Source organism: Butyricimonas sp. Marseille-P3923, from assembly GCF_900184685.1.
Classification (GTDB): Bacteria; Bacteroidota; Bacteroidia; order Bacteroidales; family Marinifilaceae; genus Butyricimonas; species Butyricimonas muris.
Map to the genome: position 1 here is coordinate 127,975 of NZ_FXXL01000003.1, position 24,363 is coordinate 152,337.

Sequence of the window (24,363 nt, forward strand, 5' to 3'; positions counted from 1 at the left end):
GGTTGGAAAAAGGAAGAAAAAGGCACTCGGTATCCCTCCGAGTGCCACCACTAAATCCAAAGTATGAGTGTAATCCGGTATCGAAGAACAATTCATTACTCTGAACAAGTGGCAAAGTTAATACTATTTCTTCCGTCCTGAAAATTTCTTGCCCTTTTTAGCCTCCGGGAACACAAAAGTCGTGTTATATTCCCCGTCAAAGGCGACAACAGCATCGAAACTCTTGCCCTGTTTGCTCTTGAACCCTTTGAGCAGCTTGGTATGCCCTTCGGTGAGCAGGTCTTTGATTTCATCGTCGGACAGGGTGCGTCCCGCTTTCAGCCGGAACACGGGCAGTCCGCACTCCGTGTTGTCGCAGCGTACCACCTTGCCGTAGAACCGCATCCTGCCCGTGCCACACTTGGGACACGCGCAGCCGGAGTCACGGCTGCCGAAGAGCTTGTCGCACGAGAGCAGTTCGGAGGTTATCTCACGTGTGTACGCCTCTATCTCCTTGCGGAAGGTGTCGGCGGACAGTTCCCCGCGCTCGATACGCGCCAGCTCCTTTTCCCATTCGCCCGTCATGGCAACATCGGCGATGCGCATCGTCTTGACGACGGAATTGAGGGCAAGTCCTTTTTCGGTGGGAACAAGCGACTTCTTGCAGCGTTCCATGTAACCGCGCTTGAAAAGCGTTTCGATGATGGAGGCGCGTGTGGCGGGAGTACCGATGCCACAGTCCTTCATCGCCTGCCGCAGTGCGTCGTCCTCAATTTCCTTGCCCGCCGTTTCCATTGCCGAGAGCAGGGTGGCTTCGGTATGCAGCGGCTTGGGTTTGGTCTTTCCTTCGGTAATGGACGAGCCTTTCGGTGTCAGCGTGTCGCCTTCCTGCCAGCCGGGGATGGTAATTTCCTCTTTTTCCTCGCCATAGACGGCACGCCATCCGGTTTGCTTCACGACGCTGCCTTTTACGGTAAACTCCACTCCGGCACATTCCGCCGTGACAGTGGTCACATCCTTGACGCATTTCTCAGAGAATGCCTCGACCATGCGCCCGGCAATCATCTGATAGATGGTATTGTCCTCTTTGGAGAGGAAGAGCGGTTTCTCACCCGTGACGAGCAGGGCATGGTGGTCTGTCACCTTGCCGTCGTCCACGCTGCGGCGTGTCGGGGCGGCTTTTGCCCGCACCTTGTCTTTCCATTCGGGCTGTGTGCCGATGAAAGCGAGCAGTTTGGGAATTTCGGCAAACACGTCTTCGGGGATGTAGCGGCTTCCCGTTCTCGGATAGGTTATCAACTTCTTTTCGTAGAGTTTCTGCGCGATTTCAAGCGTCTGTTCCGCCGTGAAGCCGTGCTTGGCGTTGGCTTCTTTCTGGAGCGTGGTCAGGTCGTAGAGCAAGGGAGTTTCCTCCGTCTTCTCCTTGCGCTCGGCTTTCGTGACAGTGGCGCAACCTGCCGCCTTTACCTTATTATATAGTTCCATCGCCGGTTCTTTCTCTTTCCATTTCTCGGAGGATGAGAATTTCACGACTTCGCCGTCGCAACCGTCCGTTGCGATATGGAGCAGCCAGAATGCTTCGGACGTAAAGCGGCGGTTCTCCCAGTAGCGTTCACATACCATAGCCAACGTTGGTGTCTGCACCCGCCCCACGGAATACGTGCCGTGTCCGGCGGCGATGGATAACGCCTGTGTGCCGTTGATGCCCACGAGCCAGTCGGATTCGCTCCGCGCTTTGGCGGCGAGGTAGAGGTTGTCGTATTTGCTGCCGTCTTCGAGTTTCCGCAGTCCCTCACGGATAGCTTTGTCGGTGAGAGAGCTGATCCACAGGCGCACGAAAGGAGTGGTGCAACCCGTATAGTGGTAGAGGTAGCGGAAGATAAGCTCTCCCTCGCGTCCGGCATCGGTCGCCACGATGATATGTTCGCTTGTGTCGAACAGTCTTTTGATGACTTTTATCTGCGACACCACGCCGCTGTCGGGCTTGTAACCTTTCTCCGTCCTGACCTGACGGGGGACGAGCGTGAATGTGTCGGGAATAATCGGGAGGTTGTCACGGACAAATCCGCGCACGCCGTAGCCGTCGGGCATGGCAAGCTGAACGAGGTGTCCGAATGCCCATGTCACGGCATAGCCGCCTCCCTCGAAATATCCTTCCTCTCTCTTTGTCGCGCCCACGATGCGGGCGATTTCACGTGCCACGGAGGGCTTTTCTGCAATGATTGTCTTCATGTTTTCTTGCTTTTTTGTTGATACTTTGGATTTTATTTTGGATTCAGTGGCGGACACGGGATTACATTTTCATGCCTTTGTTGTTCTTCTTTTTCGGCTTCTCCTGCTGCTGTTGCTGGCGGTCGTCCTTCGGGGCGGTCTGACCTTTCTGCAAAGGCTCTTTCAGGTTCTTTGTCGCCTCGTTGGTTTTGCCCTCGTTGTTCACCGCCACCTGTGTGCGGCTCTCGTTGGACGGGGCGACCTGCTGGGCGTTGTCGGGGTTCGTTTCGTAGCGGTACGGGCGGCCCTTCTCCGGGTTGAACTTGATATACATCGTGGCATGGAAGCCCTGCTTGTCGGTCACGTTCTCCAGTTTCACGGCTTTACCCGCCACGTAGTCGGCTTTCTGCTTGTCGGTGAAGTTCACGCCGCTCCATTTGCTGATGGGGCGGATGCTGCCGTCCTCGTTCATCCACGTGTTGCGGCGTTGCTCCTTCTTGGTCTGTGCGGCATTTTCCCCGCCTTGCGCCTGACTTTTCGAGGTGTCACCTTTGGCTTCCTGCGTCTGTGCGGTACGGGGCGACCTTCCGGTTCCCGGCACGAACTCCACGCCGCGCTGCTCCACGTTCACTTGAAGGGTGGTGACGAACTTCCTGCCGTCGTTGCGCTCGATGAGCTTGTCGCGCACGGGCAGTCCGGCGCGGAGCATGTCCTGCTCCTGTTTGGTGATTTCCGTCTTGCCGATGCGCTCCGGGATGCGCACCTTGTTTGCCGGAATGTCCGTGATTTCATTCGTCTTGCGGTCGATGCTGATGTAGGAGGGGATGATTTCGCCCGTTTCCCTGTCCTCAATGTCCACGACCCTGCCGAGGTTGCCCGTTTCGCGCAGGTTCTTCCGGTCATCGTCGGAGAATTTGTGTTCCTTGTACTCATCTAACTTCTGCTCCTTGCGGATGAAGTGCGGCACGAGGCTGACATTTCCCTCACCGTCCTTCTTGAAGGAGAGGCGGGCGTCCAGCTCGAATGATTCGCCGCCGAAGGTGGGCTTGACCTTTACCAAGTCGGACTTGCCGTAGTGGAGCATCTTCGTAAGGTCTCCGGACTTTTCAAGGTCGTCACGCTTCACGCCCCATCTGTCCTCCAGCTCCTGCCAGTTGATTTTGCTCTCGTTGATGGGTTGGTAGCCCTGTCTGCCCTGCGTCTGTTGCGGGCTTTCCTGCTGTTCTTTCTGTTGTTCCATGTTTTCCTGTTTTTGAGGTTCTTGTTTCTCTGTCTTTTGTGCCGCCATCTCTTCCTGCACCTGCTGTTGATAAGGGAAGGTGTCGATTTTGTGCGGTGCAAGGATTTGTTTGTTCTGGTACGGATGCTGAAGCAGGTCTTTCATCACGCCAAGCATGGAATCCACTTGGTCTGCCGCGATGCGGTAGAAACCGAAGCGGCTGGGTTCCTTGCACTGCCGGAAGAAGTTCTTGAAGAAGTTGTCCAGCACGTCGCCTTGTCGGTCGAATTGCAGGAAACTCTGCGCGTTCTCAGCTTTCGCAGGGGTACGCTTGGGTGTGCCGTCTGCATTCAGCCCGGCTACCACGCTGATCTCGCCCGTCTTCTCATCACGGACTACCAGCACGTCCTTTTCGTCTTTTTTCTTTGCCATTTGAAAAATGTTTTAATGGGTTATTTATGAAAGAAATTATGGATACGAGCCTTGTAGAAGGCTATATCTTCTTTTTTGAAGTCCTTGATATGGTTGGAAAGGAATGTCAGCACATCCTCCTCGCTGTAATAGGTTTTCTTGCCCAGTGTCTTGTAGGGCAATGCGCCGACACTGCGGTAGCGTTGCAGTGTGCGCTTGCTTATCTGGAGCAGCATGCACAAATCCTGATTGTCGAAAAGGCGGATGCTTTCCGTGATAGTAGGCTGTTTCCCCTCAGCCTTCATCGCCAGCAGCAGTTCGTCCTGACGGTCGAGCCGTTCCATCAGCTTCTGCATCCAGCCCTCGAAGTTGTTTCGTGTGAGCAGTTCCATGACCTATGTCCTCCTTCCTTTTGGTTTGCCGCCAGTGCGCAGCGTGTGGTTGCGTTTCAATTCCTGCGGTGTCGCCGCGTCCTCGTTGACGGCACACGCTTCAAGCAGGCGGTCTATTTCCGACTGCCGGTAGCGGCATTTACCGCGAAGCACGACATAACCGATGCGTTGCTCGCTGCGCATACGCTGGAGGGTGCGGGTACTCACGTTAAGCAGGTGCGCCGCCTCGCGTGTGGTGAGCAACCTGTCGGGCGATGCCGCTTTCTTGTCGCCGGAGGCGGCACGGACGTGTGCCGCAATCTCCGCTATCTGTTCCGTCAATGACCGGAAGGCGGAACTTTCCATCGTTATCACTTTCATATTCAGTCCTTTCTTTTTGTTTCTGCAGCAAAAATCGGCAATAAACAAAAGGGGCTTTAACAACTCACTACGTGACTCACGTAAGATTTTTACGGAAGATGGCTCCGTAACCCGGTCAAACGGCGCAACAGGCAGCCTTTCAGCGGAAAACGGCACGTGTTCAGGACCGTACCGTTACCTTTGCGGGCAAACCGATAATTGCATGAATATGGAAATAGTATCTATCGAGAAAAAGACTTTCGAGATGATGGTGGCGGCATTCGGCGCACTCTCGGAGAAGGTCGCCGCCCTGAGGCGCAAAAGCGACACGAGGCGCATGGAAAGATGGCTCACGGGCGAGGAAGTCTGTAGGCAGTTGAGAATAAGTTCGCGCACGTTGCAGACGCTGCGCGACAGGCGGCTTATCGGCTACTCGCAGATAAACCGCAGGTTTTATTACAAGCCGGAGGAGGTGAAGCGGCTGATACCGCTTATCGGCACGCTCTATCCGCACGGCAGATGATTTGATTTATTCACCCACTGAATCCGAAGTTATGATGAACGAGAACAACGATGTTTTTACGATGGAAGACGAGCCGATAGCCTCTGTGGTGCAGGATATGCGCAAAGGCTCGAAATGGCTGTCCGCCTTTCTGGAAAGTTACCGTCCTCTGCTGGACGGGGAACGTTACCTGACGGACGGCGAGGTGGCGGAACTGCTCCGCGTAAGCCGACGCACATTGCAGGAATACCGCAACAACCGCGTGTTGCCCTTCATACTTTTGGGAGGGAAGGTGCTTTACCCGGAAACGGGGCTGCGTGAAGTGCTGGAAGCAAATTACCGCAAGCCGCTGGAGTGAGCGCGGTTGGCAAGAAAAAAGGAAACGGGCGACACTTTTTGTGGTGCTGCCCGTTTCCTTGTCTTATGTGGTATGCGCAATCAGCAGTACCCGGCTTTTCCGTTCTGTATGAACATCACGTATGCCTGCCGTTTCTCTTTGGCGAGAGCTTTTCCCACCAGCCATGTGCGGAACAGGTGGGTGTTGTAGGTGTTCAGCCGGAAGGCGACGGGGATGATGATTTCAAGCGCGTACACATCTGCGTACAGTCCGTTTTCAAGTTGCATGTAGCGGCACACCTCGTAGTCGTTAAGCACGTCCGACTTGCGGATGGCTTTGATGGCGGCGTTCACTGCCGGGACGGTCGTATGGAACAGTCCGGCGATTTCGGTGGCGGTCATCCACACGTCGTTACCGGTTACGCTGACCGCCTTGTCCTCTATGATGATTATGTCACGTTTCATGGCTTCTCTTTTTTAGATGGTGCAACCTGCAAATTCCTCAACACTGTTCAACCTTGCGGCAAGGTTCTTCATGTCCTGATTGAGTTTTTCTTTGGTTATCTTCGCGTAAATCTGCGTCGTCTTTATGCTCTTGTGTCCGAGCATGGAGCTGACGGTTTCGATAGGTACGCCATTAGAGAGAAATACCGTCGTGGCTGCCGTGTGGCGGCTCTGATGCCACGTGATATGCTTGGTGATGCCGCAACGCTTGGCGACGGCACGGATACCGGCAAGGCACGTGTTATAATGCGGGACGGGGAATATCTTGCCGTTCTCGCACAGCCCACGGTATTTGCCGATTATGCGGTTGGCGATGTCAAGCAGGCGGATGTTGGACACCACGCCCGTTTTCTGGCGGTTGATGTTTATCCACTCGTGTTCGTCGAAGTAGGTGCGGATATTCTCTTCCGTGAGGTTGCGCATATCCGAGAACGACAACCCGGTGAAAGCGCAGAACAGGTAGAGGTCACGGTACAGTTCCTGTTTGGCGTTTTTCAGTTTCCCGTCCATCAGCAGGCGTATTTCCTCTTTGGTCAGAAAACTGCGTGTTGTTTCCTCCTTCTTGATTTCATACTCGCGGAACGGGTCGCGTGTCAGCCACTCGTTGTTGATGGCGATGAACACCATCGTCCGTAGCGGGCAGACGTACAGCCACACGGTATTGGTGCAGCAGTGTTTGTCCGTGCGCAGGAACATCTCGAAGTCGGAGATGAAAGCGGGGGTAAGCTCTTTCAGTGCGATGTCCTTCACATGGTAGCGGATGTCGAGGAACTCTTGCAGGTGCTTGTAAACGATACGGTACTTTTCCAGTGTACCTTTTGCTTTCATGCCTGCTTCCACCTGTTTCTCATAGTCCTCATTGTGACGACGGTACACCTGCATCAGCGTGTGGTAGCGGTGTTCCAGTCCGAGAAAAGCGTTCTTCACCTTCTCAGCCGTGACGAAGTTGTCACGTTCCATGATTTCCTGATAGTGCCTATTGATGCGCACCCGCATCTTGTCAAGCATACGGTTCGTTTCGAGTGCCGCCGCGCTTCTGCCTGTGACACGTCCACCTTTGGTGTCCCACAGTTTCGGATCGACTGTCAGCTTGCAGCTGAACTGCGTCTGGCTGCCGTCCACCGTGATGCGTCCCATGACGGGTACTGTCCCGTCCTTTTTCACTACCTGACGCTTGAGGTAATAGATTACTGAAAATGTACTCTTCATCGTCCTTAATTTTTTGGTTTCAAAATTAGTTGGTGAAGAGTCCGGTGTCGGTACGCAAAACGGGGAGGAACGGAGCAATCTTTTTCCGTAACCGAAATTTTTGCGTGAGTTATCGGTAACTCACTATTCCTTAACGTATTGTTTCGCTATCCGTACCCGTTTGTCGCATTTTCGGGCATGGTTACGAACAAGTAACGTTGCGGCGTCAGGATTTGGCTTCGGCAGGGATTGTAATGGCTTCACGAATTATCGCCACTTCAACTAAAACCCTTGTAACTCAATTCTATCACTATAACTTTCCGCATTTCACTTTTTTGTAGTAACTTTGTCAACAAGAAGTGAATGCGTTTACGATGATGGAGGATACTGAAAAGAAACTTATTTTGACCCAAAGTGTCTACAAGGAGATATTTATGGAATATTACAAACCATTGTGTCTCTTTGCCGGGAAAATGCTGTCATGTGATGAGGATGCTGAAGATATGGTGCATAACGTGTTTCTGGCAATATGGGAAAAGAAAATGAGTTTCATTGACAAGAGTCATTTGAAGGCTTATCTTTTTCAGGCTGTCTACAATCAATCATTGACTTTTATTCGACGCCGGAATTTTACGATTCGTTTGCAAGGGGGGGAGGGAGAAGAACGGGCGGATGATAATAATTATTTAAAACAGCGGATTGAAACGGAAGTATTTTTGGAAATACTAAAAGCAATCGATCAATTACCGGCACATCGGAAGGAAATCTTCAAGTTAAGTTATATCGACGGCTTGAAAGTGTCAGAAGTGGCTGAAAAATTGCATATTGCAGAGGAAACCGTGCGGTCGCAACGAGTAAAAGCCCGAAAACAATTGCAAGTGATTTTAAAAGATTTATTTCCGCTTTGCTGTCTTCTTTTTCTTTCCGAGATATGTTAAAATAAGATTTTTTTTCTTTCCGGATAACTCATTTTGTAAGTTCGTTAGTCTTAGGGATAGATAACAGACAATTATGAGGACAGATGAGAAAATAATAGACCGGATGACTCGTTTATTCCTGAAAGAAGTTTTTGAGAAACTTACTCTTGAGGAACAAAAGGAATTGAATGATTGGATTCAGGCAGATCCCGGCAACAAGGAATGGCGCGAGGAGATGAAAACATTGAAATTTGTGGAGGAGGATTATCGGAATTATAAACGTATTCCGGAAGCTGAACAAGCTTGGGGACGTTTGGAGAAAGATATGAATCGAAGATCAAAATGGCGTCGTAAAGTATGGACTTATTCTTCCGTGGCTGTCTTGGTGTTGTTATTGTGTTCTGTTTTCATTTTGCAGTGGGAAATAAAGGAGGACAACGAGATTATGGAACCCGTTTGTGTACATGAACTGGCATTGATTTCTCTTGTCGTGGATAACCATAGGGACTCTATTTTGCTTGGGATAAACAGGAATGTTGAGATAGATTTAGCCGGAGTGCGTAACGAAAATAACACTTTGATTTACGATACTACTGCGTTAACTGTTGAGGAAACAGAATATCATACATTGATTGTCGGTCGGGGTGGTGAATATCAATTGACACTCTCGGATGGGACTATTGTTTGGTTAAATTCAGAGTCTTCATTAAGGTATCCGGTACATTTTAACGGAGATCGGCGAGAAGTGGAATTGAAAGGAGAGGGCTTTTTTCAAGTAAGTCGTAATGAGGCTATGCCTTTTTATGTGAAAAGTGAGGGGTTTGATGTTGAGGTGTTGGGAACATCATTTAATATTATGAATTACGTGGATGAGCAGTATGCGTGGGTGACGTTAGCCTCGGGAAAATTGAAAGTCAACCGAGGGGAATGCCATACGATAATATATCCGAATCAACAGGTGGAAATAGGAGAAAATGATTTTAAGATACACGAGGTTGATTCTCGCTACTACACTTCATGGATAGAGAGTAAATTTATGTTCGATGATGAATCATTGGATATGATCGTCCGCAAGTTAGCCCGTTGGTATAATTTAGATTACGAATTTAGAGATTCAACGTTGATGAGTACCCGATTCTCGGGGCAATTACTAAAATATGATGACATTACAAAAGCTTTTGAATTGTTAGAGTTGACGACAGATGTACATTTCACTATTAACCAAGAAACAATACAGATTATGAGAAAGAAAAAGTAATTTTATTAAATACAGAAAACCGGAATGGGGACTCCGGTTCTGTAAAAAGGTTTCATCACTGGGTGATGAGTAATCACGATTCAAAAATACGAAAATTAATTGAATAACCAAGCTTGCTAATTTATTTTGTACCGTTGGTGACGGTATGGGGAGTTGTATGCTAATGGTTAGATAAATTGAAACAAAATGATGATGAAAAAAAATATGAAGTTTATGCTCGGGTGGCTTTCCGTGCTTCTACTGTTATTCTCTTGCCCAACATATGCGCAGGAACAAGATTATCTTAAAAAGAAGATAGATGTGACGTATGCTGCTGCTGCAATGAAGGAAATATTGACAGATTTAACTAAAAAAACGGGAATCGAATTCTTGTACAATCAAGATGAGGTGAAACAAGTACAACCGCAAACCTTTACCATGAAGCAGGTTACTGTAACGGAAGTACTAGACCGCTGTTTTAAAGGGACTAATTTAGGGTACAAATTTGTAGATGGAACTATTATTATTACCGTGAATAAAATTTCGCCAGTAGTGAATATGATTAAATTGACCGGTAAAGTGACAACATCTAAAGGTGAAGTTTTGTCCGGGGCAACTTTAACGTTGAAAGGTACTACTGTTGGAGTCGCGACTGATGTAAACGGGAAGTATGAGTTAAATATTCCGGATGGTAAGAATCAGGTATTGATTGTGTCGTTTCTCGGGATGAAAACACAAGAAATTAAAATACAGTCGAATAAGACCGTGTATGATGTCGTGTTGGAGGAAGATAATGTAGAGATGGAAGATGTTGTCGTGACAGGGTACGCGAACATTAAGAAGTCAAGTTTTACTGGGGCTTCCGTGCGGGTTAGTAAAGAGGATATATTGAAAGTGGCATCCCGGAACGTGATTGATGCTTTACAAGTATTTGATCCGTCTTTACGTTTGATTAAGAATAATCTGATGGGTTCCGACCCTAATACTTTACCGGAGTTTTATATCCGGGGGCGTTCCGGAATAGGAGTTAAAGAACTGGATGTACAGGATATTTCTCAGGCTGCATTGCAAAATAACCCGAACTCTCCCGTGTTTATTATGGATGGGTTTGAGGTTAGTATGGAGAAAGTGTATGATTTTGATCCTAATCGTATCGCAAGTATTACGATTTTGAAAGATGCGGCGGCAACTGCAATTTATGGTTCCCGTGCGGCTAATGGCGTGATAGTTATAGAGACGGTTGCCCCGGAAATAGGTAAGGTAAAGGTAACGTATAATTTTGTAGGTTCTTTGACATTGCCTGATTTGTCGGATTATAATTTGATGAATTCTCGGGAGAAGTTGGAAGCCGAAGTTTTGGCAGGAGCCTTTATTGGAGAAACAGAGCTTGACAAGCGTAGTCTTTACCAAGAATATATGGAGAAATTGACGGCAGTAAATAAAGGTATGGATACCGATTGGTTGGCTCAACCTTTATGCGATGAGTTTAATCACAAGCATAGTCTTTATGTTGAAGGGGGAAGTCAGGAATTACGTTTTGGTGTGAGTTTCAAATATGATTCACAGGGAGGAGTAATGAAAGGTTCTTCTCGTGATCGTGTAGGTGCGGGATTGGATTTGGGATACCGAATGAATTCAGTACAAATCAAAAATCAGATTACTTTTGACCGGGTGAAAGCTGTAGATTCTCCTTATGGCAGCTTTAGCGATTATGCCAAGATATTACCGTATAGTACACCTTATGATGAAGAAGGTAATTTGGTGCAAAAATTCCCTTACTGGCATGTGGGAAGCGATAAAAATCCTTTGTACGAGGCATTGAAAACCAATAATTTCAGTAAAAACGGATACACTGAATTTGCGAATAATCTTTCTGTCGATTGGTATATACGGGACGATTTGCAATTCAAGGGACAATTTGCCATATCTAAGTATGATTCGGATTCGGAAGTGTTCTATGACCCTGCATCGGGGAGATATGTCGTGTCTTTTGAAACAGATATAGCGATAAAAGGCGAGTTAACTCAAACTACATTAGAACGTTTGAGTTGGAACACGAATTTGTATCTAAATTATTTGAAGTCATTCAAGAAACATCATTTGAACTTTTCTTTGGGAGTAAATGTGAAAGAAACAAAATCCAAATTTTCTTCAGCATACTATAAAGGTTTCCCGTCGGGACAGTTGCATTCACCTCAATTTGCAGCAGAAATTGCGGAAAAACCGACTTTCACGGATGACCATAATCGTTTGTTTGGTGCATTTTTGGCTCTTAACTATACTTTTAATGATATTTATTTATTGGATGCTTCTTTCCGGGTGGATGGTTCTTCTGATTTTGGAACGAAAAAGAAGTATGCCCCTTTTTGGTCTTCCGGTGTAGGAATCAATATCCATAATTACGATTTTATGCAACAATTGGATTGGTTGAGTTTGCTGAAAATCAGGGCGACTTACGGGCAAACCGGTAAAGTGAATTTCCCTGCATATGCAGCAAAACAGAGTTATGATATTATCGATCATTGGTATGATACGGGTAATGGCGTCTTGTTAACTTACTTGGGAAACGAGAATTTAAAATGGGAACGTACCAATACATCGGATTTCGGGTTGGAATTGGGCTTTTTGAAAGATCGTTTTCTTGTTAAAGGGACTATTTATAATAAGAAAACCATTGATTTGATCACGGATGTCGATCTGCCGGCTTCTACCGGCTTCGTGTCATATAAAGATAACATGGGAGAAGTCAGTAATAAAGGATTCGAGTTGGATATAAAATTGGACGTGATAAAGAAAAAAGATTTATTTATTTCTTTGTACGGGAATCTGGCACATAACAAAAATGAAATATTAAAAATATCCGAATCGTTGAAAGCTTATAACGAATTGGTAGACCAGCAATTCGCTGCTTACGGGTCTTCGGTTGCCAGTACGAAAGATGCAAAATATTCCAAGCCGTTGATGAAATATGTTGAAGGAGGGGCTATGACATCCATTTTTGGAATGTATTCTTTGGGAATAAATCCGACAGATGGAAAAGAACTTTTCATGAAGGCGGATGGTACGGTTACTTCCACGTGGAATGCTTCCGATCAAATGATTATCGGGGATAGTGAACCGGATGCCCAAGGTGCCTTTGGAGTAAATGCGCAATGGAAAGGTTTCACTTTGTTTGCTTCTTTCTTGTATGAATTCGGGGGAGACGAGTATAATCAGACTTTAGTAAATAGGGTGGAAAATGTAGATATATACGAGTATAATGCAGACAAACGGGTATTAACGGACCGATGGAAAAAGCCGGGAGATATCACGAAATTGAAAGATATTGGAGAACAAGGTATTGTTACTCGCCCGACCTCTCGTTTTATTCAAAGATATAATGGTGTGACGTTTAATTCTTTGACCGTTGGTTATGACTTTGATAAAAAATTGATTGGTAAAATTGGTTGTAGTATGTTACGTATACAATTTAACATGAAGGATATCGCGAAGATCACGAGTGTACGACAGGAGCGAGGTACGGACTATCCTTTTGCCCGGACTTATAACATAACATTAAATGCAAGTTTCTAAATGAGAGTAATTATGAGAAAGTATATATATTTAATGATGACAATCCTAGCCATAGCCTTGTTTTCATCTTGTGATGAATGGTTGGATTTAGAGCCCAGTGACAAAGTGGATGATTCCAAATTGTACGGTACGTACGAAGGATTTCGGAATTCGTTGAATGGAATTTATACTTCGATTTCAGAAGGAGAGCTTTACGGGCGAGAAATGACATGGGGACTGTTGAGTGTTTTGGGGCAGGATTACCTGAGTGGAAGTTCGGGTACGAGTTCAACCTATCAATATGCGCAACAATACAATTACACGAGAAGTACGATTAAGACCATTATTTCCAAAATGTGGTCTAAGAGTTATAATGCAATAGCGAATTGTAACAAGTTAATTCAGGAGATTGATGATAAAGACCCGGGATTTTTTCCTGAAGGAGATATGGAGAAAAATTTAATACTGGGAGAAGCTTTAGCTTTGAGAGGTTTCCTGCATTTTGATATGGTCAGATTATTTGCTCCAGCCCCGGAATCCGGGGATAACGGGGAGTACGTGCCTTATTATGCAACATTCCCTTCTTACTCGGAACCCCGTTTGAGAACCAGTGAAATATTGGAAAAAATTATTATAGATTTGGAAAGGGCGAAGGATTTGGTTATACAGTGGGATACAACAAATTATCGAATTATGAGTTCTGTTTCGGGACGTTTCACGAGAATGTCGACGCCAGAAAGTGGTAATTTTTTTGCCAGTCGGGGTAATCGTTTGAATTTTGTGGCAATCAACGGCATGTTGGCAAGAGTGTGCCTTTATGCAGGGCAGTTGGATAAAGCGAAAAAATATGCTCTTTATGTTTATGAAAATTTCGGACCGGAAGGAAAGAATAAATGGAGTTCTTCAGCATGGTTTAAATTTACGGCGACAAGTAATATCGGGTCTTCGACTGCATCGAGCAATTATATAAAATTATTTGATGATGTAATCTTTTCTCTTTATGATGATTTACTCTTATCGCATATTTCAACTTATAAAGGGTCTTCTGTGTATATGAGATTGAATATGAATATATTTGATTTCGGTGCTTATGATGATACTGATGATGCTCGGGCAAAATTGATCGTTAAAGACAATGGTAATAAGGAAGTCTGTCAGAAATGGCTGGATACCGGTGCTGCAACATCGATTAATATCAAGTGCCAGTATAGAATGTTGCCCAATTTGCGGATGAGCGAGATATATTACATCTTGAGTGAATGTTACTATGCTGAGGGTAACACGGTGGAGGCAGAACGACTTTTGAATTACGTGAGAAATAGTCGAGGAGCAAAACGTCAAGTAAGTGGGACTACGCCGGCACAATTCAAAACAGAGTTGATGTGGGAGGCTCGTAAAGAGTTTATGACTGAAGGACAGACTTTTTTTGTTTATAAACGATTGAATGAGAATATAAAGATCGGTAGCCAAGTGATTCCAATGAAAGATAATTTCGTGTTCCCGTTACCGGATAATGAAACGATTTTCTAATTCAAAAATATAAGATGATGAAAAAGTATATTTATATATTATTCCTCGTGTTAGCTATTACGGGATGTGAGAAAGAAGAAATGGAAACTTATGTCGGTTTTAATTACGTTCAGTTCGTGGATTCATATGCCGATTCAACGACGCTTTCGTTCTTTTTTTATCCGGGGCAGACAGAGTTGAAATATCCTTTGGGAGTCAAATTGTTAGGGGTAATGCAAGGTGAAGATGTTCATTATAAATTGAGAGTTGTAAAGGAAGAAACGACAGCGTCCCTCGATATGTATGATATTCCCGAGTCACAAGTACTACATGCTGGCAACGTGACAGACAATGCCGATATTCTATTTAAGAAATCGGGAGAATTGGATATGAAGGCTTTTCGTATCGTGATCGACGTGGTTGATTCTGATGAAGCGTTGGCAGGGGAAACGCTCTATTGCCGGAAGGTTTTTTGGATATCAAACATGATCGCCCAACCGGAATGGTGGGATGCCGATATCGTAAAGTCTTTTCTGGGAACTTATTCGGATGAGAAATTTGAAGAATTTATCAAAATCGCGGGAACGGGAGATTTAAGTGGTAAATCCCCGGACGAGAAACGAGCTTTAGTCTTAAAATTCAAGTATTATTTGCAAAAAAGAATAGATGATGGCGATCCGGTAAAAGAGCTGGACGGTTCAAACATGACAGTCCCTATTCTTGGTTAGTTATTCACTTAATAAGTATGAGATTATGAAGATACGAATTTTATTATATGCGTTGATCGGTGTTTGGTTGTTTGCCTCGTGTTTTGATGATGAAGGCAATTATAATTACGTCGAAGATCGTGGTGTATGGGGTGATCTGAATGTTATTTCCACGTATATCGGGGAAGAAATAGAGATAGCACCTGAAATGCATTATGGTGATTTGAAAGATACAATGGATGTTAGTTTTGTCTGGTTCGTGAAAGATACGGTTATATCGACAGATCGAACCTTACATTTTAAAGGAGAAAAAAGTGAGACTGTTAATTGTTATCTTTACGTGACGGATAACGGCACAGGGATCGCTTCTGCAACTTATTTCCAAATTAAAGTGCTTTCACCTTTCGCAACCGGATGGTCTATTCTTTACCAGAGAAATGGGAAATCCGAGATTGGGCATATCTCTATGTTGGAAAAGGAAGTCGAGGGAAATGTGGTGGAGATAGAATACCGGGTTTATGAAGATTTATATAAGCAGCAGAATGGTGGGATGGAATTAGGAAGTCAGCCTGTGAAATTAATCGAGCATTATAGTCTGGCTGAAACTCCTAGCGAAGTGTTGGTTATTCAAAAAGGAGGACAAGGAAACGTGGAATTGGATGGTAATTCTTTCCAGCGGGTGTTAAACATTTATCAGGAATTTATAGGGGAGCAGTTGCCGACAGGCTTCTCCCCGACGGATTACGTGTATCTTTCCTATTTGCATTTTATCCGGAATAGTGATGGGAATTTATATTCTCGCTTGGTGACAAACCCGAGGGATGGGTTTCATGTGGCTCAGTTTAATAATACCCCGGTGTATGTTGCAGGTGGATTACGGGTGGAGCAGGTCTTTCCTTCGGCATACTATACGACGGATATGGTGATTCTGTATGACGGTTTGAATAAACGGCTTCTTCCTTTCGGCACCCAAGTGGCTACTAACACGGGGAATATAGGCGAACTGATATTCACGGGGACTTATCCTGATGGATATACGCGTCTGGATAATTTCGGGGATATGGAAGTGATACACGGAGCTTCATGTAATGATTTTTATAGCGTGTACGGGAATGAGTGCGACTATTCAATGATATTGAAAGAACCGCAATCAGGAAAATACTACTATCAAACTTTCCATGTGCTCTATAAGAAGCCTACTTTCACGGTAACTATTCCGGAAAAGGATGCTTGTGTTGAGTTTCCCGGGGAGAATTTACTTACCGAAAAGACCTTGTTCTGGTTGTTGAAACAAAGGGCATATCTATTCTTTACTGCCGGTACGAATAATGATAAACTGTATTATTATGATACCAAAAAGAAGTCCGTGCATCTGTATAAAGATTTTGATGGCGTGGAGATTGTTGCTATGCATCCGAACAAAGGATTTACCCAGTTAGGGGTTGGGCTTAAAAACGGAACATTCACGCTGTTTGATATCACGGATGCGACATTTATTTCCGGGCAACCTAACGTGATTTACAGTAAAGATGGTTTCGGGGAAATCGTGGATGTAATTTATCGCTACGGAGTGCGCAAAGAGTATTGGATGTAAATGAATTTATCAATTCATCTTTCATGGGGTGGTTCGTACTACCCCATGGGATACTTATCAAATATTTAATTAAAACTAATGTTATGAAATCACTGTTTATTTTGTGGATGATATGGGTATTTTTAGTACCATATCCTATGAATTTGTATGCTAGAAAAAAGGACAAGAATGCCACTAAAGAAGTAAAGCAAAAAGAATCGGCTTATGAAAAACTCTTTAGTGGGCACAAAAAGGAAACCGTCAAGGGAATGTTGACGATTTATAAGATGGAAGGGAAAATATATTTTGAGATTCCCTTGAATTTATTGGGACGGGATATGTTGTTAGGTTCAACGGTATCAGAGATTAATGATAATGGTGATGCTTTGGTCGGACAAAAACCGACGAAACCGCTCCATGTGAAATTTGTGAAACATGATAGTACGATACAATTGTTGGAATATACATCATTGAACTCTTTATACGATCCGGAATACAAACAGATTGAGAAAGCGATAAAATTGAATAACGCCCCGGCTGTTTTCCAAAGTTTTAAAATTGAGGCTTTCAGTCCGGATAGTTCTGCCGTTGTTGTAGAAGTGACTCCTTTGTTCACCACGGATATTAAATCACTTCAGCCTTTTGATCCTTACGGGGATAATATGTTCTTTGGATTAGCAACCCGAACCTCAACATTCCAAAAGGATTTGGCATGTTTGAACGAGATCAAGGCTTTCGAGGATAATGTTTCTGTAAAATCGACTTTAACTTACATGTCCGATATCAAAATATTAGGATTGTTTTTGTGGAAGAAAGATAAACCGACAACGGCTAAGATGACAAGGACGTTTTTGTTATTACCGGAATACCCCATGCGTCCTAGGATTGCAGATCCCCGAATCGGAATTTTTTACACGGGTAACGAGTACTTCACTGCAAAGGAGGATCGGGTGAAAGCGTTGTATTATGCCAATCGTTGGCGTTTGGAACCTGTTGACGAAGTGGCGTACAAACGGGGAGAACTTGTTGAACCCCAAAAGCCAATCGTATTTTACGTGGATGATGCTTGCCCGACAGAATGGCGGGAAGCTGTGAAATTGGGAATAGAAGAATGGAATGCGGCTTTTGAAAAGATCGGTTTTAAAAATGTTGTACGAGCATTGGATTTCCCGAAGGATGATCCGGAGTTTGATCCGGATAATTTGAAATACTCCTGTGTGCGTTATGCTCCCACGTGGACGGCTAACGCGATGGGACCCTCGTGGACAGATCCTAGAACGGGCGAAATTATCAATGCTTCAGTCTACTTGCATCACAACATTGTAAAGTTACTAAATAATTGGCGGTTTATTCAAACGGCACAGGTAGATCCCTCTGTTCGAGTAAAAGTTTTACCCCATGAGGTGAAAGCAGATGCTCTTAGGTATGTTGTCGCTCATGAAATCGGTCATTGTTTGGGATTGATGCACAATATGTCAGCTTCTGCTGCTTTTCCGGTGGATTCATTACGTTCCGTAACTTTTACGAACAAATATGGAACGACAGCCTCTATTATGGATTATGCCCGTTTTAATTACGTGGCGCAGCCCGAAGACAAAGGGGTTAAACTTACACCGCCTCGCTTGGGAGAGTATGATTATTACGTGATTAAATGGCAATATACGCCTTTGTTCGTTTCTCCTGATGAAGAGGCAACTATTCTAGATAGATGGATTTCGGAAAAAGCGGGGAATCCGATATACAGATACGGGAAACAGCAAATCCGTTCAAAATATGATCCTTCCTCTATGACTGAAGATTTGGGGGATGATCCGGTTAAGGCGGGAGAGTACGGTATTCGGAACTTGAAATATATCATGCAACATTTGAACACATGGTTCGTGAACGATGATAAAGATTTTTCACATAGGGAAATACTTTATGGGCAATTGATTAATCAATTCAAACGTTATTTGAATAATGTGATGATGAATATCGGGGGGATGTATTTGTACGAGAAAAACGAGGGAGACCCGTATCCTACTTATAAGTCTGTGCCAAAAGAGGTGCAACGGAAATCTTTACAATTCTTGTTGGAGCAATTGAAAGATGTTTCTTGGTTAGAGAACGAAACGATGGTGAGAAATTTTTCTTTGGACCAATCCCCGGTGAAAGAAATGCAAGTTGGTAAATATTCCGTGTTCAGTAAATTAATGGACAAAAAAAATGCGGTATTGCTATCTTCCGAACGTTCGGATGATCCGTATACATTGAAAGAGTATTTGGATGATCTTTACCAAAGCGTATGGCAAGGAACAGTGACCGGACGTACATTAACAACGGCAGAGAAGAACTTCCAAATTAATTTCATTACAGCCTTGGCAGCCGATGTTGATCCTTCAGTGAAAAAAGGTGCAATGTTCTTTACCGATCCGGAAGCCTTGAAGGAAGGACGGTTGAGTGCCTGGGATAAGGCATACGCGATTTCTTTGGATGATATGATACTTTATAACTCGGGTTTAAACGGAAATGTCGAAAGAATGGGCAATACGATAAAAGAATTGGTGACCATGATAGATGACACGGAAGTATTTGATACTAATGGCTTCGGATGGTTAAGAGAAGTGAAAACCGAGGACGTGTACGATACAAAATCTTTGTATTATAATTATCTGTTGAAAGTGAGAAGTTTACTGGAGAAAAGTCAAAATACTGGCTCACAGGATACGCGTGACCACTATAAGCATATGCTGTATAAAGTGAAAAAGATGTTAGATACTTTTAAATTGTAATTGACACATCTTTACACGGGAAAGAAATGATTATCAAACATTTCTTTCCCGTGTAAGGACTTTTTTCTATTACTTGGTAGAGATAATTTTCCAAAATCTTTCCGTGCAAACATGATTAAATACTATATTTACAACCGTTAAATTGTAAATGTGTTTATTATGTTATTGCGCGGATGTTTAATTATTATTTTGCTGGGTGTGCAGTTTGCTTTCGGGCAACAGAAACCCGATCCTGATTGGGTAAATCAGAAGTTTTCAATGTTCATTCACTGGGGCTTGTACTCGGAACTGGGGGGAGTTTGGAAGGGAGAACCGGTACGGACGGGATACAGTGAGCAGATTCAGTCGTTTGCACGGATTCCGAAAGCGGAGTACGAGGCGGTGGCGAAACAGTTCGAGCCAAAGAAGTGGAATGCGGACGAGGTGGCAGCTTTGGCGAAAGCGGCAGGGATGAAGTCGATCGTGTTCACGTCGAAGCATCATGACGGTTTTTGTATGTACCATTCCAAGTACACGAAATACAATATCGTGGATGCTACTCCGTTCAAACGGGACGTGATGAAGGAATTGTCGGATGCCTGTCAGCGGCAGGGAGTGAAGTTTGCGGTGTATTATTCTTTGATAGACTGGAACTTCCCGGGCAACGGGATTACTCCTCATAACGCGGATGCTATTTCCCCGAAACATCACGAGTTTAGTATGAAGCAAGTGGAAGAGATCATGACGAACTACGGTCCGATCTCCGAAATTTGGTTTGACATGGGTTCCTTGACGGCGGAGCAGAGTAAGGAATTGTACGACTTGGTGACCCGCTTGCAACCGCGATGTATGGTGAGCGGACGTTTGGGAAATGACCGGGGTGACTTTGCCGTGATGGCGGACAATAAAATGCCTGACCACAAGATCGGGGTGCCTTGGCAAACCGCGGCTTCATTCTTCCATGAAACGTGGAGTTATCGTTCATGGCAGGAACGGGGTAATTTGGATGCGAAGATCAACGAGAAGATAGGCAGTATGGTCAAAGTGGTAAGCCGGGGAGGGAACTACTTGTTGAATATCGGTCCCCGGGGAGATGGTTCCGTGGTAGAGTTCGAGAAGGATGCTCTTTTGGCGATGGGACAATGGCTGAAAAATTACGGGGAAGCGATTTATAGTACCACTGCGAATCCGTTTGACCATGCCCCGGAATGGGGTGATATCACCCGTAAGGGGAACAACCTCTATTTGTTCGTCGAGAAAATGCCGGACAATCGGGAAATCGAGTTAAAAGGCGTGATAGGCAAGGTAAAGCGTGCGACGTTGTTGCTTGACGGCAAGGCGTTGGACACGAAACAAAACGGGCAAACGGTATCCGTGGCCATCCCGCGAACCGTGCAGCCGGATAGGGGTATAATCGTGGTAAAACTTGAATTTGAGGATACATTCCGGGCGGTACCTGATCAAGTTTTAAAAACGAAAGTGTTGACGGTGGATAACGCTATACCCGTGTACGCGCATTCAAGTATGGATTACTATTCCAGTTACCGGAGTACGGTCGGTTTCGTGTGGCATTTCGAGAAAAAGGGGGCAACGGTGACCCCGACGGTCGTTTACACGGCAGGGGATCAGGATCGGGTGGTACGTCTTACGATAGATGGAGAAGTACAAGATGTTACTTTAACAGGTGGTAAAATTCAAGCGTTGAATGGTAACCCCCGATCTTTACACTGGGGCAACGTGTACATGTACAGTGCCCGGGGCGGAGCCTATACCGGTAATGCCGAGGGATTGAAAAAGAATATCGATATCATCGGGGATGGTTGGAAATCCCGTCAGGACTTAAAGCCGGGCGAGGAGGTGAAAATTCCGGTAGAAGAAAAGGAATCCGTGGAGATTTTACACGAGTTCACGAGTGACCGGGAACAAGATATTCTGGTGGAGATTGCCGTTGCCGACGGTACCCAAGTTATTTTGAACGGGAAACGAGTATCCTTGCGCTCGTACGTGGGAGGAGTGCCCCGGAATAACACGGTGGTGAAATTGCACGTGCAAAAAGGGAAAAATCAATTGATAGTGCAGCTATATAACCGTTACGGGAAAGAAGTTACCTACTTGATGAACCCGAACGTGAAACAAGAAGAGTATAAACTACGTTTGAATCCTATGGAGCTTTACCCGGGAAATATCCATGACTGTACGTTGAAAGAGGCATTCCCGGTGAACAAGAACAGTGACATGGGATTACGGGATACACGGGTAGAATTTGAATAATCAATAATAAAGAGTATGAGAAAGAGATTGCGGAAAAAATTGCACAAGGGAGAATTCCAAGAATTGGGGTTCTCGTTTGAGGCTGTAATTAAGGAAAATGTAGATGACAACGGTTTTGATGCATGGATGAATGAATTGGGAAAGTTATTGAACCAAATGGACTTGAATATGATAGGCTCCGTGTATTCCGGTGTTTGCGGGGGGACCATCACTCGCCAGCAAGGATGCGTGACCCTGAAAGAATGGGAATTGTTGAGCGCGTGGCTTCGCGAGCATGATCAAATCTTTGACCAGGTCATCGTGGGCAAGTTGGAAGATCTTTGGCGTGACGACTAAAAATAGCCTGATCGCTTTTCGTTTTATTACAAAATATTTTACTTTTGTCAGTCACTACCCGGGGACAGGTTCTCCGGGTATGTGTTTGAAAGGAAAAGACGACTAGAAAACTGATAATATGAGAAAAACAATTTATTTACCTTTTATTGCATTGGCATTAATGGCTACAAGTTGCAATACCAAAAAAGCAGCCGCTCCCCAAGGGGGTATTCGGGTGGAGAACCTCGATAAGACGGCGAATCCGCGTGCTGATTTTTATCAATACGCTTGTGGAGGTTGGATGGCAGCGAACCCGTTGACCGACGAGTATTCTCGTTTCGGTTCTTTTGACCAGTTGGCGGAAAACAATCGCACGCAAATCAAAAGTTTGATCGAGGACTTGGCTCACAAACAGTCCGAACAGGGGAGTGTTGCCCGGAAAGTGGGTGATTTGTATAATATCGCCATGGATAGCGCGAAGTTAAACGCCGAGGGGATTGCCCCGATCAAGGCGGAACTGGAAAAGATTGCCGCTATTTCCAACCGGAAAGGGCTTCCCCAATTGATCGCGAATATGCATCGTGACGGTTTCGGACCTTTCTTCGGGTTGTACGTGGGGGCTGACGAAATGAACAGTTCCATGAATATAGCCCAACTTTATCAGGGAGGCTTGAGTTTGGGACAACGTGATTATTACATGGAGAATGACGAGCACACGAAAGAAATTCGTGCGAAATTCGAAGAGCACGTGGCTAAGATGTTCCAGTTAGCAGGATTCACGGCAGAGGAGGCTCAAAAGGCTGCCGCTAACGTGATGAAAGTGGAAACCCGTTTAGCTGAAAGCTCAAAATCCATGGTTGAATTGCGTGATCCGCAGGGAAACTATAATAAAATCACGGTGGCTCAATTGCAGAAAGAAGTTCCGGGGATGGATTGGAATACTTATTTCACCACGATCGGGTTGAAAGACTTGAAAGAGGTAAATGCCGGGCAGATCGCTCAATTGAAGGCGGTTGCCGATTTACTGAACAAGGAAAATCTGGATGTGTTGAAATCATACTTGGAATGGAACGTGATTAATTCCGCTGCCGGTTACTTGAGTGATAACTTGGTTGCCCAGAATTTCGAGTTCTACGGAAAAGTACTGTCCGGGAGAAAAGAGATGCAACCCCGTTGGAAACGTGCTGTGAGCACGGTCAACGGCGTGTTGGGAGAGGCGGTAGGTCAGATGTACACGGAGAAATATTTCCCCGCCGCGGCAAAGGAACGTATGGTGAAATTGGTTGCTAACTTGCAGAAAGCGTTGGGTGAACGTATCCAAGGTTTGGCATGGATGAGTGACGAAACAAAAGCGAAAGCGCAAGAGAAGCTGGCTGCATTCCACGTGAAGATCGGTTATCCCGACAAATGGAGAGATTATTCCAGCTTGGAAATCAAGAATGATTCTTACTGGAATAACATCGTTCGTTCCAATCATTTCGATTATGACTACATGATCTCTAAAGCCGGCAAACCGGTGGATAAAGACGAGTGGTTGATGACTCCCCAGACCGTGAACGCGTATTACAACCCGACCACGAACGAGATTTGTTTCCCTGCCGGGATTCTTCAATACCCGTTCTTCGACATGAATGCCGATGACGCTTGCAACTACGGGGCTATCGGTGTGGTGATCGGACACGAGATGACTCACGGGTTTGACGATCAAGGTCGCCAGTACGACAAGGACGGTAACTTGAAAGACTGGTGGACGGCTACTGACGCCGAGAACTTTGAAAAACGGGCTCAAGTATTGGTGGATTACTTCAACAATATCAAAGTATTACCCGATTTGAATGCGAACGGAGAATTGACTTTGGGTGAGAATATTGCGGACCACGGGGGATTGCAAGTGGCTTACACGGCATTGCAAAAAGCGATGGCTGAAACCCCGCTCGGTAACGATGCAAACGGCTTTACCCCGGCACAGCGTTTCTTCCTGTCATACGCTAACGTGTGGGCAGGTAATGTTCGTGACGAGCAAATCCGTCTGCAAACGAAATCCGATCCCCACTCTTTGGGACGCTGGCGTGTAAATGGTGCTCTTCCGCATATCGGTGCTTGGTACGAGGCATTCGGGGTGAAAGAGGGCGATCCGTTGTATTTGCCCGTGGAGCAGAGAGCTTCTATCTGGTAATTTGTAAATAGAATTTATTATGAGGGTGTGTTGAAGCACACCCTCTAGTTCATAAAGTCTAAAAGTCCATAAGGTCGTAAGGTCAAATGTGTAGGTGATTTGTATATCATTATATTGAATATCATCGTGTTTTTGACTTTGTGGACTTTAAGAGCCGGAGGCTCGACTTTATGAACTTTATAGACTAGAGGTGTGTTCTGACACACCTCCTTTTTATTTTTAGTCGCGATAACAGCTATATTCTCGTGTAGTTATTTGGCTCGTGTTTGAGAAAA

Annotated in this window: 18 protein-coding genes; 12 read left to right on the forward strand and 6 right to left on the reverse strand. The window is 45.2% G+C overall.

Features of this window, described 5'->3' with window-relative positions:
* Positions 1 to 123 precede the first annotated feature (123 nt).
* The 4 genes from CS948_RS00830 to CS948_RS00845 all read right to left on the reverse strand — a co-directional run bounded on the left by CS948_RS00830 (position 124) and on the right by CS948_RS00845 (position 4,572).
* On the reverse strand, positions 124 to 2,211 hold the full coding sequence (locus tag CS948_RS00830) for a type IA DNA topoisomerase (RefSeq protein ID WP_005790822.1): 2,088 nt from the start codon (positions 2,209 to 2,211) through the stop codon (positions 124 to 126).
* A 61-nt stretch (positions 2,212 to 2,272) separates the two neighbouring features.
* The gene (locus tag CS948_RS00835; RefSeq protein ID WP_004348473.1) at positions 2,273 to 3,841 is read right to left on the reverse strand and encodes a DUF3945 domain-containing protein; all 1,569 of its coding nucleotides are present in this window, start codon (positions 3,839 to 3,841) and stop codon (positions 2,273 to 2,275) included.
* Positions 3,842 to 3,861: 20 nt separating this feature from the next.
* A complete protein-coding gene (locus tag CS948_RS00840; protein ID WP_004291454.1) occupies positions 3,862 to 4,212 on the reverse strand; it encodes a helix-turn-helix domain-containing protein in 351 nt (116 codons plus the stop codon).
* Between the two features lie 3 nt (positions 4,213 to 4,215).
* Positions 4,216 to 4,572: a helix-turn-helix domain-containing protein gene (locus CS948_RS00845; RefSeq protein ID WP_002561004.1), complete on the reverse strand. Its 357-nt coding sequence runs from the start codon at positions 4,570 to 4,572 to the stop codon at positions 4,216 to 4,218.
* 202 nt (positions 4,573 to 4,774) lie between these two features.
* Here CS948_RS00845 and CS948_RS00855 point away from each other — a divergent pair, with 202 nt between their 5' ends.
* Together CS948_RS00855 and CS948_RS00860 are read left to right on the forward strand one after the other, a co-directional pair.
* Positions 4,775 to 5,074: a helix-turn-helix domain-containing protein gene (locus tag CS948_RS00855; RefSeq protein ID WP_004348475.1), complete on the forward strand. Its 300-nt coding sequence runs from the start codon at positions 4,775 to 4,777 to the stop codon at positions 5,072 to 5,074.
* A 31-nt stretch (positions 5,075 to 5,105) separates the two neighbouring features.
* Positions 5,106 to 5,411 (forward strand): helix-turn-helix domain-containing protein, encoded by a 306-nt coding sequence (locus CS948_RS00860; RefSeq protein WP_004348476.1) that lies wholly within the window; start codon positions 5,106 to 5,108, stop codon positions 5,409 to 5,411.
* A gap of 80 nt (positions 5,412 to 5,491) precedes the next feature.
* Here the strand turns inward: CS948_RS00860 and CS948_RS00865 are convergent, their stop codons facing one another.
* Positions 5,492 to 5,854 carry a hypothetical protein gene (locus CS948_RS00865; protein WP_004348477.1) on the reverse strand — a complete coding sequence of 121 codons (363 nt, stop codon included), beginning with the start codon at positions 5,852 to 5,854 and terminating at the stop codon, positions 5,492 to 5,494.
* 12 nt (positions 5,855 to 5,866) lie between these two features.
* Positions 5,867 to 7,102: a site-specific integrase gene (locus CS948_RS00870; protein ID WP_004348478.1), complete on the reverse strand. Its 1,236-nt coding sequence runs from the start codon at positions 7,100 to 7,102 to the stop codon at positions 5,867 to 5,869.
* A gap of 353 nt (positions 7,103 to 7,455) precedes the next feature.
* Here CS948_RS00870 and CS948_RS00880 point away from each other — a divergent pair, with 353 nt between their 5' ends.
* The 10 genes from CS948_RS00880 (at position 7,456) to CS948_RS00925 (ending at position 24,088) form a co-directional block, all read left to right on the forward strand.
* The gene (locus CS948_RS00880) at positions 7,456 to 8,019 is read left to right on the forward strand and encodes an RNA polymerase sigma factor (RefSeq protein ID WP_099289866.1); all 564 of its coding nucleotides are present in this window, start codon (positions 7,456 to 7,458) and stop codon (positions 8,017 to 8,019) included.
* Between the two features lie 73 nt (positions 8,020 to 8,092).
* On the forward strand, positions 8,093 to 9,256 hold the full coding sequence (locus CS948_RS00885) for a FecR family protein (RefSeq protein ID WP_099289867.1): 1,164 nt from the start codon (positions 8,093 to 8,095) through the stop codon (positions 9,254 to 9,256).
* A gap of 186 nt (positions 9,257 to 9,442) precedes the next feature.
* Positions 9,443 to 12,808 (forward strand): SusC/RagA family TonB-linked outer membrane protein, encoded by a 3,366-nt coding sequence (locus CS948_RS00890; protein ID WP_099289868.1) that lies wholly within the window; start codon positions 9,443 to 9,445, stop codon positions 12,806 to 12,808.
* Between the two features lie 12 nt (positions 12,809 to 12,820).
* Positions 12,821 to 14,317, forward strand: coding sequence for a RagB/SusD family nutrient uptake outer membrane protein (locus CS948_RS00895; protein ID WP_176554850.1), 1,497 nt, complete (start codon positions 12,821 to 12,823; stop codon positions 14,315 to 14,317).
* Between the two features lie 17 nt (positions 14,318 to 14,334).
* Complete coding sequence (locus CS948_RS00900) at positions 14,335 to 15,024, forward strand: DUF4843 domain-containing protein (RefSeq protein WP_176554851.1); 690 nt, start codon at positions 14,335 to 14,337, stop codon at positions 15,022 to 15,024.
* A gap of 25 nt (positions 15,025 to 15,049) precedes the next feature.
* The gene (locus CS948_RS00905; protein ID WP_099289871.1) at positions 15,050 to 16,597 is read left to right on the forward strand and encodes a PKD-like family lipoprotein; all 1,548 of its coding nucleotides are present in this window, start codon (positions 15,050 to 15,052) and stop codon (positions 16,595 to 16,597) included.
* Positions 16,598 to 16,680: 83 nt separating this feature from the next.
* Positions 16,681 to 19,347, forward strand: a complete 2,667-nt coding sequence (locus tag CS948_RS00910) for a zinc-dependent metalloprotease (protein ID WP_255301820.1) — start codon at positions 16,681 to 16,683, stop codon at positions 19,345 to 19,347.
* Between the two features lie 159 nt (positions 19,348 to 19,506).
* Positions 19,507 to 21,597: an alpha-L-fucosidase gene (locus CS948_RS00915; RefSeq protein ID WP_099289872.1), complete on the forward strand. Its 2,091-nt coding sequence runs from the start codon at positions 19,507 to 19,509 to the stop codon at positions 21,595 to 21,597.
* A 15-nt stretch (positions 21,598 to 21,612) separates the two neighbouring features.
* Positions 21,613 to 21,933, forward strand: a complete 321-nt coding sequence (locus CS948_RS00920; RefSeq protein ID WP_099289873.1) for a 50S ribosome-binding protein YggL — start codon at positions 21,613 to 21,615, stop codon at positions 21,931 to 21,933.
* Positions 21,934 to 22,051: 118 nt separating this feature from the next.
* A complete protein-coding gene (locus CS948_RS00925) occupies positions 22,052 to 24,088 on the forward strand; it encodes a M13 family metallopeptidase (RefSeq protein ID WP_099289874.1) in 2,037 nt (678 codons plus the stop codon).
* The last annotated feature ends 275 nt before the right edge of the window (positions 24,089 to 24,363 follow it).